General features: G+C 57.5%; 13 protein-coding genes and 1 pseudogene. 7 read left to right on the top strand and 7 right to left on the bottom strand.

The window, feature by feature from the left end; genetic code table 11:
- Positions 1-61: 61 nt before the first annotated feature.
- The 4 genes from BLW10_RS12785 to BLW10_RS12770 all read right to left on the bottom strand — a co-directional run bounded on the left by BLW10_RS12785 (position 62) and on the right by BLW10_RS12770 (position 3,431).
- On the bottom strand, positions 62-1,015 hold the full coding sequence (locus BLW10_RS12785; RefSeq protein WP_091335265.1) for an ABC transporter ATP-binding protein: 954 nt from the start codon (positions 1,013-1,015) through the stop codon (positions 62-64).
- Between the two features lie 124 nt (positions 1,016-1,139).
- Entirely contained in the window at positions 1,140-1,562 is a 423-nt protein-coding gene (locus tag BLW10_RS12780; protein ID WP_091335263.1) for a type II toxin-antitoxin system VapC family toxin, read from the bottom strand.
- On the bottom strand, positions 1,562-1,810 hold the full coding sequence (locus BLW10_RS12775) for a type II toxin-antitoxin system prevent-host-death family antitoxin (RefSeq protein ID WP_091335261.1): 249 nt from the start codon (positions 1,808-1,810) through the stop codon (positions 1,562-1,564). Before BLW10_RS12775 ends, BLW10_RS12780 begins: the two co-directional genes overlap by 1 nt.
- The gene (locus BLW10_RS12770) at positions 1,788-3,431 is read right to left on the bottom strand and encodes a sensor domain-containing diguanylate cyclase (protein WP_091335258.1); all 1,644 of its coding nucleotides are present in this window, start codon (positions 3,429-3,431) and stop codon (positions 1,788-1,790) included. Before BLW10_RS12770 ends, BLW10_RS12775 begins: the two co-directional genes overlap by 23 nt.
- Positions 3,432-3,489: 58 nt before the next feature.
- Here BLW10_RS12770 and BLW10_RS12765 point away from each other — a divergent pair, with 58 nt between their 5' ends.
- From BLW10_RS12765 to BLW10_RS12745, 5 genes are read left to right on the top strand one after another with little or no spacing between them, the layout of a single operon-like run.
- A complete protein-coding gene (locus tag BLW10_RS12765; protein WP_091335256.1) occupies positions 3,490-3,702 on the top strand; it encodes a hypothetical protein in 213 nt (70 codons plus the stop codon).
- 15 nt (positions 3,703-3,717) lie between these two features.
- A complete protein-coding gene (gene glk, locus BLW10_RS12760; RefSeq protein WP_091335254.1) occupies positions 3,718-4,698 on the top strand; it encodes a glucokinase in 981 nt (326 codons plus the stop codon).
- A complete protein-coding gene (locus BLW10_RS12755; RefSeq protein ID WP_091335251.1) occupies positions 4,695-6,473 on the top strand; it encodes an autotransporter assembly complex protein TamA in 1,779 nt (592 codons plus the stop codon). The genes glk and BLW10_RS12755 overlap by 4 nt, the downstream gene beginning before the upstream one ends.
- A 48-nt stretch (positions 6,474-6,521) precedes the next feature.
- Positions 6,522-10,265, top strand: coding sequence for a translocation/assembly module TamB domain-containing protein (locus BLW10_RS12750; RefSeq protein WP_091335250.1), 3,744 nt, complete (start codon positions 6,522-6,524; stop codon positions 10,263-10,265).
- Entirely contained in the window at positions 10,234-11,205 is a 972-nt protein-coding gene (locus BLW10_RS12745; protein ID WP_342707538.1) for a lysophospholipid acyltransferase family protein, read from the top strand. The genes BLW10_RS12750 and BLW10_RS12745 overlap by 32 nt, the downstream gene beginning before the upstream one ends.
- 139 nt (positions 11,206-11,344) lie before the next feature.
- Here the strand turns inward: BLW10_RS12745 and BLW10_RS12740 are convergent, their stop codons facing one another.
- From BLW10_RS12740 to hoxU, 3 genes are all read right to left on the bottom strand, one after another.
- Positions 11,345-11,578 (bottom strand): hypothetical protein, encoded by a 234-nt coding sequence (locus BLW10_RS12740; protein WP_091335247.1) that lies wholly within the window; start codon positions 11,576-11,578, stop codon positions 11,345-11,347.
- Positions 11,579-11,733: 155 nt separating this feature from the next.
- On the bottom strand, positions 11,734-12,279 hold the full coding sequence (locus tag BLW10_RS12735; RefSeq protein ID WP_091335245.1) for an NADH-quinone oxidoreductase subunit B family protein: 546 nt from the start codon (positions 12,277-12,279) through the stop codon (positions 11,734-11,736).
- Entirely contained in the window at positions 12,276-13,007 is a 732-nt protein-coding gene (hoxU, locus tag BLW10_RS12730) for a bidirectional hydrogenase complex protein HoxU (protein WP_091335243.1), read from the bottom strand. The genes BLW10_RS12735 and hoxU overlap by 4 nt, the downstream gene beginning before the upstream one ends.
- Positions 13,008-13,268: 261 nt before the next feature.
- Here hoxU and BLW10_RS12725 point away from each other — a divergent pair, with 261 nt between their 5' ends.
- Positions 13,269-14,201, top strand: coding sequence for a DnaJ C-terminal domain-containing protein (locus BLW10_RS12725; RefSeq protein ID WP_091335241.1), 933 nt, complete (start codon positions 13,269-13,271; stop codon positions 14,199-14,201).
- A gap of 45 nt (positions 14,202-14,246) precedes the next feature.
- Positions 14,247-14,409 (top strand): annotated as a pseudogene (locus tag BLW10_RS14340) (PD-(D/E)XK nuclease family transposase); the annotation flags it as partial.

Here is a 14,409-nt window from a genome sequence, read left to right as displayed (position 1 = left end):
TTGAAACATCTAGCCGCTTTGCTGGTAAAAATAGTGCGTTCCATGAGTTATAAATACACGATCACGCATTAGTTGCAAGACTAGAGTTTAGCTCCATGCGTTCCAAAGTCACAGCGCCAAATAGCGCCTCCAGATCGTGACGCTCGCGCTCCAAGCCCAGTAATGACCAGCCGTGTTCACAGGCGGCGCGGGCGACACGCGGCGCAACGGTCTGCGCGTCAGCGGTTTCAAGTGCGAAGCGATAGCCGAGGTCATCTGCATCGAGCAGGGTGGCGGCGGTGATGCCGTCGAGTGCATGCAACACCGGCAGCGCCACATCAGGCGCACAGTCGAGCGTGATCACCAGACGCGGCTGCTGTCCGAGGGCATCAAGACGGCTGTCGAGCGCCAATTGCCCGCCGCGCATGATGAGCACGCGCCCGCAGACGGCTTCGACTTCTTGGAGAATGTGGGTCGAGATGATGAGCGTTGCGTCGCGTGCCAACTCGCGCACCAGCGCCCGCATGTGTTGAATCTGCGCCGGATCGAGGCCGTTAGTCGGCTCATCGAGAATCAAAATGCGCGGCTCGTGCAGGATCGCCTGCGCCACGCCGACGCGCTGGCGGTAGCCGCGTGACAGGGTGCCAATGGTCGCGGTGGCTTTGGCACCCAGTTCGGTGCGCTCGACCGCTCGCCGGATCGCCACCGGACGTTGCGCGGGCGTGAGGCCAAGCAAGGACGCCTGATAATCCAGTGAATCGAGCACCGTCATTTCGGGATAGAGCGGACAGTTTTCGGGCAAATACCCGATCTGGCGTTGCGCGGCGCGGCGCTGTTCAGCGATGTCTAAGCCGTCGATGCGGATGGTGCCGGCGCTCGGTTCCAGATAGCCGGTCAGCATCTTCATGATGGTGGTCTTGCCGGCACCATTGTGACCGAGCAGACCGACAATCTCACCGGTATTGATGCTGAACGAGACATCCTGAACCGCCTTGAGCGCACCATAGTGGCGGCTGAGGTGGTGAACCTCGATCATGCGTGTTCTCCTGTGGCGAGTGATTCGCGGTGTCAAATAATCGTGAGCACGATGTGCCCAGACGGGCGCGGATTTCAACCAATCTGGCGGTTGGGTGCAAGAGGGGAACGGATAAGCGTGTTAGCTAATGGTTATTCCAGGGATTCAGCAGTCGCACACCAGTTGGTATGAAATCTTGTGTATTGCGCGTTACGACGGTCAATTCATGCACCAGAGCCGTTGCAGCGATGAGTGCATCACGTACAGGGCGTGGATCAGGCACGTGTAAACGCGCACTGAGTCGCGCCACATCTGCGTCTACAGCGAGTATCCGCCCGTTAAAAGTCGGCAAGACTTGCGCTTCCAGCCAGACGCGCAGCAGGCGACCTTGTACAACATCCTTGCGCTCGACGCGAAGAATGCCGAACTCTAATTCTTGCAGAACGATGACCGAAAGAAACAGTGCATCGGTTTCCACCTGACTTGCCCAGCGTGCAACATGGATATTCGCTTTATTGGAACGCACTTTGCGCAATTCAGACACGACATTAGTATCGAGCAGATACATCAGCTTAAATCCGCTTCGTTGGGGAGATCACGCAAATTCGGGAGTTCTAAATCAATGTCTTCCGCGTTTGGCATGGCGAGCAAATCAGCGATGCAGCGCCCCGTATTACTTAACCGTTGATAGTCAGCAATGGAAAGCAAAACATAGCTAGGTCGCCCGCAATCGGTAATAAAAACCGGGCCGTGATCAGCAGCCTGTGTGGCGCGTGCGGTTTCTTGATTGAACTCACGACTTGTCACAGTAATCATCTTTTTTCACTCCGTAGACATCCGCCCAACAAAACCGCCCACGTCCGCTTTCTTTAGCGCGATACATCGCCGTATCCGCTGCTGTTAGCAGCGCATCGAGCGTGCGTTCACCGGCATCGAGCGTGAGACCGATTGAAGTCCCTAAACGACAGTCGTGATCGTCAATCCGCAGCGGCTGCTCAAATACGCTCAGACATTTATCAGCCACGCGCTCGGTGATCTCACGGGCGTGCTCAGGTTCCAGATCGGCCAGCAAAATCACAAATTCATCGCCACCAATCCGCGCCAGCGTATCCTCAGTGCGCAGCACTCCGCTCAGACGCTGTGCCGTTTCACGCAGCGCACAATCACCTGCGCCATGCCCCAGACCGTCATTGATCGCCTTAAAGCCATCTAAATCGAGATACAGAATGGCGAGGTGATAGCCGTGACGTTGCGCCCGAGCGCGGGCGTGCTGAATATGGGTGGCGAGAAGCTGACGATTCGGCAGACCCGTTAAACCATCATGACGCGCCAGATATTCCATTTCAGCGCGACTTTCTAGCAAGTTTTCCAGTACGCGATTAAACGCCGTCGTCAAATGCCCAACTTCGTCATTGCGTCTAACCGGCAGCGGAGCAAAGACACTCTCGCCCTGCGTCATGCGTTCGGCGTGATGGGCCGCCTCCCGCAATGGGCGCAACTGTTGGCGCAAGCCAATCGCCATGACCAGCAGCAACACCAATGCCAAACTGACGCTGGCCCATAACATGAAGTGGCGCAGACGCTCAATCGGCGCAAACAGCTCGCGGGTGGGAATGCACGCCACCAAAAACCAGCCACTTGTGGGGACTGAAGCGATGGCTGCCAATTCCTCAACGCCAGCGGCATTGACATCAATCCCCACGCCACGAAAACCCAGCATGGCTTGATCATGCTGACGATGGATGCCGGTTTTGGGCGTCGGTGCCAGCGTAATGCTGCAATCCGAGGAGCCGAGAAACAGCCGATCACGCGGCGAAACCAGTACAAATCCGCCCGTCGCGCCAACCCGGGTGTCATACAAGGCTTCGATAAAATTGGCCGATTTGAGTCCCGCGACGCCAATCAACACCGCTTGCACCGTGCCCGCTGCATCCTGCACGGGCATAGCCATCGGCAACACCGGCACTTTTGAAACCGTGCTCAACACTGGGCGACCCATGGCAAATTCGCCCTGCATCGCCTGCTGAAAACAGTCACGATCCGCGAGCATCAGCGCCCGGCGGCCGGGCAGCGGCGGATAATCGGTCAGCACTGCGCCGTGCCGATCCAGTACGACTAGTCCTTCAGAGAATAACGGATTGATCGCGTGTCGCTCGGCCAGCCACGCCGCCAGCGCACGGTGGTCATTTAACAGCGCCAGCGGTATCTGTTCGGCCAGTTGTTCGAGTAATTCACGCCGCTGCACGATGTCGCGGTCAATTTGGGCGGCGACATAATTAGCCAGCGTCAATAATTGGTTCGAGGTCAGCGCCGTAAGATCCTGACGTAAATGATGGTCGAGCAAGCTAAAAAGAACGAACGCATTGAGCAAGATGATCGTCATGCCCGCCAAAATCAGGCGCTGGGCCATGCTGTTTAGATTGATGAAAGATGGCATGGGTTAAGGTCTTGAATAACATGATGATGATTCAGCCAAGCGCGTCTGTATCAATGCCGTGAAATGCGCCCAAACGTGGACGCCCATTGCAACCAAGCTCCCCGATCCACGCAAGAATGCCGCCGGACATCACGCACCTACTGGCTTGATCTCAGCGCCGCTGCCCGTACTGTTGTACGTTCGGGCGGGGCGTGCTTTTTGCTATGATCCCCGCCGACGGCTTGCACCCTATATTCCCACCGATGGCGACAGCCTGCTCGCCGCTGATTGATTGGAGATCTCAGTTATGCGCTTGTTGGTAGGTGACATCGGTGGCACAAAAACCGCCTTAGGTCTCGCGGAGACCGACGGCGGCGCGGTGCGTTTGGGTGAAACGCGCTGCTATCCGAGCGCATCCTTTGCTTCGCTCGATCAAATTGTGCAGCACTATTTGCGCGAAACCGGAGCGACCTGCCGGTTTGCTGTCTTTGCCGTCGCCGGCCCGGTACATGACCAACGCTGTGAGACGACGAATCTGCCCTGGGTGCTTGACGCCGAGGCGCTGGAACAAAGTCTGGAGCTGACCTGTGTCGAGCTGATTAACGATCTGGAAGCGGTCGCCTGGGGCGTGCCGATTCTCAGCTCCGACGATCTGGCCGAAATCCACCCAGGCGATCCGGGCAGTCAGGGCAATGCGTGCGTGGTCGCCGCCGGAACCGGCCTCGGACAAGCGGGCCTGTTCTGGGATGGGCTACGACATCATGCCTTTGCCACGGAAGGGGGACATTCGGATTTTGCCCCGGCTGACGATCTGGAATTTGCCCTGCTGAGTTATCTCAAATCGCGCTTTGGGCGCGTGAGTTGGGAGCGCGTGGTCTCGGGGCCGGGCATTGTCAATCTGTTTGATTTTCTCTGTTTTCATCACAGCGTCCAGCCACCCGACTGGCTGCAAACCGCGCTAGATCGCGGCGGCGATCCGGCAGCGATCATCGCCCAATCGGCCGCCGAGGGCAACTGTCCGCTCTGTTGCGATACGCTCAATCTGTTTATGCGCCTCTACGGGCGCGAAGCTGGCAATGCCGCGCTCAAGCACATGGCGCTTGGCGGGGTTTATCTCGGCGGCGGCATTGCGCTGAAAAATCTCGCCTGTTTGCGACGCGGCGGTTTTCTCGAAGGCTTTTTTGATAAAGGGCGCATGGGATCGCTGATGCGGCGGATGCCGGTGCGCGTCATCCTGCAACCCAACACCCCGCTGCTCGGCGCGGCGCGGTTCATGGCGCTGCAATGAGCTGGCGCGGTGGGCGAGCGGCACCCTGGATCGCCGTCTCGCTGACGCTGGGACTGCTCCCGCTCGCTCCGACTTGGGCGCTCACACTCAATGTACAGGTCGAAGGACTCAGCGGCCCGCACGCGGCGAATGTGTTGGCGCAACTGAGTATCGAACACGCCCGCAGCGACAGCGACCTGACCGCCGAGCGCATCACCGCATTGCATCGCCGCGCACCGGAGCAAATCCGTGCCGCGCTCGCGCCCTTTGGTTTTTATCGCGTGGAGATCGCCGCCCAGCTCGACCGCCCGGCGTCGGGTGCGGAAGTCTGGCGGGCGCACTATCGCGTTACTCCGGGTGAGCCGGTGCGCGTCGCCAGTGTTGATTATCAGATCACAGGCGCAGGTGCGGCGAATCCGGTCTTTCCTAAAACCTTTCCACTGACCGTCGGCGCGGTGCTCAATCATGCCGATTATGAACAAGCAAAATCTGATATTCGCTATGCTGCAAGCGCCGCCGGTTATTTAGATTATCAATTCGCCGAGCATCTCGTGCTGGTCGATTTAGTCAGTTATGAAGCGCATATCGTCCTGCATGTAATCACTGGCCCGCAATATCGTTTTGGTGCCGTGCGCTTTGAACAAGATTTGCTCGATGAATCCTTGCTCAATCGCTATGTGCGTTTTAAGCCGGGTGATGTTTATAATCCAGATGCGCTCTTAGGTTTACAAGGGCGTTTACTCGGCAGCGAATATTTTAGCGATGTTGAAATCATGCCGCTCAAAGATGAAATCAGCGTTGATAATCGTGTCCCAATTCAAGTGATCGCGCAGCGCAATCGCGCTAATAAATATCGCATTGGTTTAGGCTTTGCCACTGATGTTGGCCCGCGTTTAACGCTCGATTATCAGCGCCGCTATCTTAATTCCTATGGTGATACCCTGCGCACTGCTTTGAGCCTATCGCCGACGCTCTCGCAATGGGAACTTGATTATCGTATTCCGCTCCGCGATCCGGTGCGCGATTATTTAATTATTAAACCGATTTCAACCTATTATGACACCGCGACCCGTTTGGGCTGGACACATAGCCTCCAGATTGCACATTCAAGCCTGACCGCTGGCGGTTGGCGACGCAATATCGGCCTAGATTATCGCTATGAAAATGTGGCACTCTACGATCATGATTCCGCAATCACCAGCGAATTAACGCCTAGCTTATCTTGGTCAAAAACCGTTGCCGATGATCCAGTCAATACGCAACGCGGTTATCGAATTAAATATAGTGTTGTCGGTTCATTAGAGAGCGTCGTTTCAGAAACATCTTATCTCAGTGCGCAACTGCAATTCAAAGGCGTGCGGCGCTTTGCTCAGGATTATCGCATAATTGCGCGGGCGGATTTAGGCGCAACCTGGGCGCAAAATCTCAGCGATTTACCAGCCGGACGGCGCTTTTATGCCGGTGGCGATAGTTCATTACGTGGCTGGGATTTTGATGGACTCGGGCCACGCGATCCCGTCACGCAAGAAATCATTGGCGGGCGCTATTTAGCCGTCGGCAGTTTGGAATTAGAGCGGCGTTTAAGCGGGCAATGGAGTGCCGCGATCTTTACTGATTTCGGCAATGCCTTTGATCCCGATTATGAACACAGTATTGCCCAGAGCGTCGGATTTGGCGTGCGCTGGGCATCACCAATTGGGCCGGTGCGTTGTGATTTAGCCTTTGGTGTATCTGAATCAAATGCAGACGGTTCGCCACCAGCGCGGCTACATATCGTGATTGGGCCGGATTTGTAGGGGTGAGCTTCCAGCTTCCAGCCGCCAGCGTGTAGCCATCTGATTGAAATGAACGCACCTGCACCCGCTCACACCCCACCGCCGCCAACCGCGCACCGCTGGAAGCTGGCCGCTGGCCGCTGGCCGCTCACCGCCGTCAGCTTCGTGTTTACGCTGCTCTTGCTCGTCTCCGTTGGACTTGGCGTGGTGCTCGGCAGCGAACGCGGTTTACGCTGGGCATTGACGACTGCGCAGCATCTGGCCCCAACGGTTCTGAGCATCGGTCAGATTGAGGGGCGGGCAATGGATCGACTGCGACTGACGGCGGTTGCGGTCAATCTGCCCAAGCTCAGTGTACGGCTGGGGGTGTTGGAGTGGGCGTGGAATCCGAGTGCGCTGCTGACTGGTGTGCTCGCGGTCGAACAGGTGCGGGTGGCGGATTTAGAGCTTGTGCTTGCGCCGAGTGATGACAGCGAACCGCTCCGCTTGCCGCCGCTGCTGCTGCCGCTGGCGATCACAGTTGCGGATGCGCAGCTAGAGCGGATGCGGCTGCTGACCCGCGATCAGGAACAGCCGCGTTTTGTGCTCGAAGCGGCCCGCCTCAGCGCCAGCCAACTCGCGGGCGGAGTGCTGGATCTTGGGCAGTTACAGGCACAGCTTGCCGCGCCCGCGCTCAGTGTCAATCTGAGCGGACAGGCGACCCTGCTCGATCATTATCCGCTGGCGCTCGATCTGGCATGGACGCTGCACCACGCGCCAACCGCGCATCTCAGCGGCACTGGGCAGATACGCGGCGATCTACAACAGCTTGATCTAACTCAAGAACTCAGCGGCGCGGCGACCGGACGGCTCACAACCGAGGTGCGCGATCTGCTCGGCGATCTCGGCTGGTCAGGGCGGCTCGAACTCACCGCGCTCGATCTTCCGGCATGGCAAGCCGATCTGCCGCCGGCGCAGATGCAAGCGCAGTTGCACACCGAGGGCACGCTTGCGGATGCGCAGTTGCACGGCTCGCTTGAGTTTCAGCTTCCCGAAACTATCGCAGATAGTGTATTAACCCTGACGCTGGCGCTGCGTTGGCAGCCAACGCGGGTGACGCTTGAGACGTTCGATTGGCGCGAACAGCGATCATTGGCTACAGCCCAGTTGACCGGCGCACTCGATCTCAGCCAGCCGCAGCCGAGTTTTACGCTCGCTGGTCAGTGGAACGGGCTACGCTGGCCGCTGACCGGCGCGGCGCTCGCGGAATCAGCGAGCGGTAATTTCAACGCCTCGGGGAAGCTGGATGCCTTCGTCTATCAGCTTGCCGCGCATGTTGCTGGGGCGCAGTTTCCGCCTGCGCAGCTCAAGTTATCAGGTCAGGGCACGGCGCATGATACACGTTTAGATAGTTTCACTGTGGCATTGCTCGACGGTCAGCTTGCTGGCGCGGGAACTGTGACTTGGGCACCGGCGCTGGCGTGGGATCTGCGTTTGGACGCAACCCAGCTTAATCCCGGCGTGCAGTTCCCCGATTGGCCCGGACGACTTGATGCGCACTTGACCAGCGCCGGACACCTGAGTGCCGCTGGCCCGCAGCTCACCGCCGAGATCGTCGCCCTCAGCGGTCAACTCCGCGCTCACCCGATCAGCGCCAGCGGGCGGGTACAGCTTGCGGGCGAGCGGTGGCAGATTGAGCGATTGAACGCCGCTTCGGGTTCGAGTCGGCTGACGCTCGATGGGCGTGTCGCTCAAGCGCTTGATGTCGCATTTCAGCTCGACGCCCCGGATTTAGCGATGCTCTGGCCCGAGGCGCGTGGTCGGCTCAAGGCGTCAGGTCAGCTTCGGGGGCCGCGCACCGCGCCGCGTCTGACCCTCGATCTCAGCGGCGCGGGGATGGCGTTAGCCGCATATCAATTAAAAGATGTGCGTGGCACGGCTGATCTCGATCTCGCACCTGAAGGACGATTTGTGCTCAATCTCGCTGGGCGCGATCTGCGCAGCAACGGCCAACGCTGGACGGCATTTGATCTGCGCGGCAGTGGTCAACGCACCGATCATCAGTTGACCGCAACCCTTAGCGGCGCACCCTTGACGCTCAAGCTGGACGCAAGCGGCGCATTAGCTGCCGATGGTGGCTATCGCGGACGGCTGACGCGCCTGAATCTCGATGCCAAAACGCATGGCAAATGGTCGCTGCAACAACCGCTGGCGCTCGAACGCAGCGGCGAGCGGCTCACGCTTGGGCCATTTTGTGTCCAGCAATCAGCTAACAAATCGCGTCCGACCAGCGGCTGTGTCAGCTTTGCGCAAACCGCCTCTGGGCGCTGGCGCACTGAACTCGACATTGATCGGCTCGATCTGGCGCTATTGCGTGACTATCTGCCGCCAACAGTGCGCACCGAGGGTACGGGCCGCATCACTGGGCAGTTTACGGCGAATGGCGCGGTGCTCACCGGCAGCGCCATTGCTGAGATTCCACGCGGACGCCTGCGGCTCGATCTCGGTCAGGGTCAATCACAGGAACTCGATATTTCGCGCACACGGCTCGCGCTCGACGCCAGTGGCGCTGGACTCGCGGCGCGGCTGGCGCTACCACTCGGCGAGCTTGGGCGCGTGCATGGCGATCTCCAGTTAGCCGCATGGCGACTCGATGCGCCGACCCGTCCCGCGCAACCGCTCGCCGGCACGCTCCGTGCCACGATTCCCGATCTGCGCCCGCTGGCCAGTTTTGCGCCAGATCTCAGCGACTTACGCGGCCAAGCGCAGGCGGATGTGCGACTCAGCGGCACGCTGGCCCAGCCGGGCATCAGCGGGCGCGTTGATATTGAATCGGTACACTTTCAGCTACCACTGTTGGCATTACGTGTTGATGCGCTGCATCTGCACGCGCTCGCCCCGACTAGCGACCGCTTTGAACTCAGCGGCGCAGCCACGCTGGGCGGCGGTAGCGTGACGCTTACCGGACACGGCCGCAGCGGTGCGAACCCAGCGATACAGGTGCAGCTTGCCGGACAGCGGCTGACGCTCGCCGATACACGGGATTATTTTGTTCGGCTCACGCCACAGATTGAGATTGCCGCCACGCCCAGCGGCGCGACCGTGCGCGGTAAAGTGCAGATTCCCGAAGCGCGGATCCGCCCGCGCTCGCTGCCAGCGGGCACGGTCGCGCCCTCGCCGGATGTGGTGCTCAAGCCATCGCCGCCGCGTTCACACTATCCGCTGACGCTCGATCTACGGCTTGTGCTCGGCGAAGAGGTGACGCTCGACAGCTTTGGCGTGCGCGGGCGCTTGGCCGGAGCCTTGAGCGTACAGCAAGCGCCCGGGCGGGAATTAGTAGGCGATGGGCAATTACAAATCACCGAAGGTCAATATCGCTTGAGCAGCGGATTAGGCATTGCTGCGGAATTAGGCGCACCGCTGACTATCACGCAAGGACGGCTGATTTATGCAAAAAGTCCGTTGAATAATCCGGGGCTATTATTACAAGCCGAACGTGATGGCGGCGATTTAACGGCTGGCGTGCGCGTTGTCGGCACCTTGCGTCATCCCAAACTGACCTTTTTCTCTGAAAGCGACCTAGGTTTAACCCAAGCTGATATTACCAAATATCTCATGACCGGCATTCCGCCATCCGCGAATGATCGCACCGATAATGCCGGGTTAGCGATTGGTACCTATATCGCGCCAAAAATCTATCTGGAATATGAAAGCGGACTCAGCGACGAGTCAAACAAGGTCAAATTGCGCTATGACCTATCTAAACATATCGAATTACAAACTGAAACCGGTGAGACTCAGGGTGCGGATATTTTCTTCAAATTCGAGCATTAAATCCAAACAACGGATTCAATCAGCCTATCAATCACTGCGCACCTGGCCGAGTTGGTTCGGCGTGTGGTTGATTCAGATGCTCGGCTATTTACCGCTGCCGCTGTTATGGGCGCTCGGTTCGATATTAGGGCGACTCAGCTATGTATTAGCGCGATCCCGCCGCCGCATTGCACGGCGTAATCTTCAACTCTGTTTACCGGAATACAGCAGCGCAGCGCGTGAGCAATTAGTGCGGGCGCATTTTGGCTGGTTAGGTGTTGCGGCGCTCTGTCAAGCGGTCGGCTGGAATGCCTCACGCGCACGACTAGCGCGGCTAGTGCGCTTTCAGGGGCGCGAATATTTAGAACAGTGTTTGGCCAAAAAACAGCCGGTGATTTTGCTGGTGCCGCATTTTGTCGGGCTGGAATTAGCGGCAGCGGCATTAAGTGCGCTGATTCATCCTGGCGTCTATATGTATCAAAAAATCCGCAATCCAGTTATTGAGCGACAGGTTAAACACGCACGGCAGCGATTCGGCAGTGTATCGATTGAGCGTCAAGATGATTTGCGCGGATTGGTGCGCGAGCTAAAACGCGGGACGCCGTTTTTTTATTTACCCGATCAAGATGGCGGACGGCGCGGTGTATTTGTGCCATTTTGCGGCATTGCCGCATCAACAGTACCCATGCTGGGGCGCTTTGCTGCAATGACGGGAGCGGTGGTGATTCCGACCTTTGCGCAATTACGTCCGTGGGGGCTGGGATTAACGGTGCGTTTTGATCCGCCGCTTGCTGATTTTCCAAGCGGGAATTTAGAGCAGGATACAGCGCGGATGAATCAAATTATTGAATCACGCTTGCGCGATATGCCTGCGCAATATTTTTGGGTGCATCAGCGATTTAAAACCCGTCCGCTGGGGGAAGCGCCGCTTTATGCAGCGCGATTGAAAAAGCGGGGTTGAGTGCGTGTTTGTTGCTGGTTTGATTTTTTCTCGTCACGAAGCTGCTCCAGTTTCGTGACCTAATAAATTCATGACGAAGCTAGAGTTTCGTCATTAGCTTTAATGAATGAAACGCTGTTCTGAGAACTCGCAACGCGATTTAACGATGTAGCAACACTTGAGCAAGTTGCTCGGCAGCCGTTGAACTCAGTGTAACGCTGTCAAACCAAGCCTGTGGATACAGATAGTCTTCGCCTGACTCGTCGATTAACCGTATCATACCGTGACCGGCATTTTGCTCGATGACTTCATAGAGACGACCGAGCTGTAGATCATCGCTGGAACTGTCACCAATATTTTCTTTATGTAAACAAACTACGAACTCTACAGCCATTGTTTGACCTTCATATGGTTTCAATAGCACTGATAGGCGGAATAATTTGAATCATGCTCAATTAACAGAATCCTGTTTCTTTAACAGAAAATAATTTGCGCGATTTATTTTTCCCTGAATTTATACATAAAACATGAATTAGTTTGCCGCCTGTCTCACGCTCCAAAGCGCGTCACGGCACTCACATCCGGCACTCGACCGGCAATCACATCGCTCAAAATAGACCAAATCGTCTCAGCACTCGGCGGGCAGCCCGGAATAAACACATCAACCGCCACCACACCATGCACCGGCTTCACCGGAGTCAGCAGCGCCGGAACAGCGCGGGTCGGAATCTGCGGCTGGAGCGTGACGTTTTCGCGATAGGCGCGATCCAGCACCTCACTGAGCTTAAAGTGATTACGCATCGCCGGAACATTGCCGGTGACGGCGCAATCTCCCAAGCTAATCAGCACTGCGCAGCGTTCACGAAACAACCGCGCTTTCTCCAGATCATCTTCAGAGCTGATTGAGCCTTCGAGAATGCCGACATCGACCTGCGCGGGCAGTGTTTTCGCATCAACCAGCGGGCTGTAAACAATCTCGACCTGTTCAACCAGTGTCATCAGCCGCTCATCGAGATCCAAAAACGACATGTGACAGCCGGAGCAGCCGTCGAGCCACGCGGTCGCAACGGTGAGTTTGGGTGCTGGTGTGCTCATCGCGCCTGTCTCCGTCGTGCCAAGATCGGCAAAAAGTGTTGATCTTTAACCATTTCACCAGCCGAGGTGCCCTGTTTAACCAGCGCCCCAGTTGGGCAGACTTGCACACATTTCCCGCAGCGGGTGCAGGTGTCGCTCTCGCCCCAGGGACGGGCCAGATCGGTGATGACGCGACAATCGCTGCCGCGTCCCATGATGTCCCAGGTATGCGCTCCTTCGATTTCGTCACAGACGCGCACGCAGCGCGTGCAGAGAATGCAGCGGTTGTGGTCAAGTCGGAACATTTCGTGCGAGCTATCGACCGGATAGGGCACCTGTCGATAGGGCAGGCGCACATGATCGACGCCACAGCGTTGCGCAAGGGTTTGCAATTCGCAGTGACCATTTGACACGCACACTGCGCAGACATGGTTGCGCTCGGCAAACAGCAGTTCAACGATGGTGCGGCGATAGTGTCGGAGGCGTTCGGTATCGGTCTGAACGACCATGCCTTCAGCAACCCGAGTCGAACAGGCCGCGACCAAGCGGCCTTGACCGGCGATTTCCACCATGCACAGCCGACAGCCGCCCCAGACCGAGAGGCCATCGAGCTGACAGAGGCTGGGAATCGGAATCTGGTGCTCGCGGCAGACCTCAATCAGGGTTTCATCCTCGCGGGCCGAGAGGTCGCGGTCGTCGATACGGAGCGTGACGACGCGCACAGTCGATTGCGGCGTGGGGCGGGGCATAGCGGGCGGCTCCTCGCAGGGCGTCGAGCGTCGCGGCTAGACGCGGGAATGGATCACACCTCACCTCACCGCTGACAAGCGCGGGAGGCAAGCCGATGACCGGGTGACTGTAGCATTGAGTGTTTAGGTTGGATAGACAGGCGCGGCCCGAACGCGGAGTGACAAACCGCTATGCTCACTTGACAACCCAAGCCGCCTAGCATTGGATTCCACGCGCAATCCTGCATTGAGCACGCACGACCGACCTGTTGAGATCTCGTTATGCAATACAAGGACTATTACAAAATCCTCGGCGTGACGCGCACGGCGTCGCCAGATGAAATTAAACGCGCTTATCGCAAACTGGCGCGTCGTTATCATCCTGATGTCAGTCAGGAACCAAATGCTGAGGCGCGGTTTAAGGAAATCAACGAAGCCAATGAGGTGCTAAAAGATCCGCAGAAACGCGCTACCTATGATGCGCTGGGTACGGGTTGGCGTGCGGGTGAGGATTTCCGTCCGCCACCCGGTGCGGAGCGGCGGCGCGATTATGATTTTAATGTCGGCGGCGGTGCAGCCGGTGATTACAGCGATTTTTTCGCCAGTATTTTTGGGCGGGCATTTCGTTCTGAGGGCCATAGCCCAGGGCGTCAGCGCGGTCAGGATCAGACTGTTACCCTGAATATTACGCTGGAAGAGTCGCATCAGGGCGCGACCCGTCAGTTGACGCTCGATCTGCCCGAAACTGGCCCCGATGGTCAGACTGTAACCCGTTCCAAAACGCTTAATGTGCGGATTCCGGCGGGGGTGATTCAGGGGCAGCAGATTCGGCTTGCCGGTCAGGGCTTGCCGGGGCGCAATGGTGGGGCGGCTGGGAATCTGTATTTGGAAATGGCGTTTAAGCCACATCGCTATTTCACACCAGAGGGGCGTGATATTTTGCTCACGCTGCCGGTTACGCCCTGGGAAGCGGCGCTTGGGGCGACGATTCCAGTTCCGACATTGGGCGGTTCGGTGAAGCTGAAGATTCCGCCTGGTTCGCAGTCGGGGCGCAAATTGCGGCTGAAGGGGCGCGGTCTGCCGGGCACGCCGCCCGGAGATGAGATTGTGCAGTTAGACATTGTGATTCCGCCAGCCGAGACGGATGCGGCGCGGGCGTTTTATCAGCGCATGGCCGAGCAATTACCGTTTAATCCGCGTGTGCAGTGGAAGTGATTGTAATGATTGATGAAAAATATTTTGAGCCTAATGCGTAATTCTATGTCTACCACGCACACGCTACTTGATCCCAAAAACGATTATGTCTTTAAGCGTCTATTCGGTGAGTAACCTGAATTGCTGATGGCGCTGATTAACGATTTACGGCCGGATTTGCCCGAAATTACTTCAGTTGAGATCTTGAATCCGAATATTGATCCGGCTG

The sequence above is a fragment of the Allochromatium warmingii genome, from assembly GCF_900107145.1.
GTDB lineage: Bacteria > Pseudomonadota > Gammaproteobacteria > Chromatiales > Chromatiaceae > Thermochromatium > Thermochromatium warmingii.
Note: the sequence above shows the minus strand (reverse complement) of the source record. Positions and strands in the feature narration are given on the sequence as shown.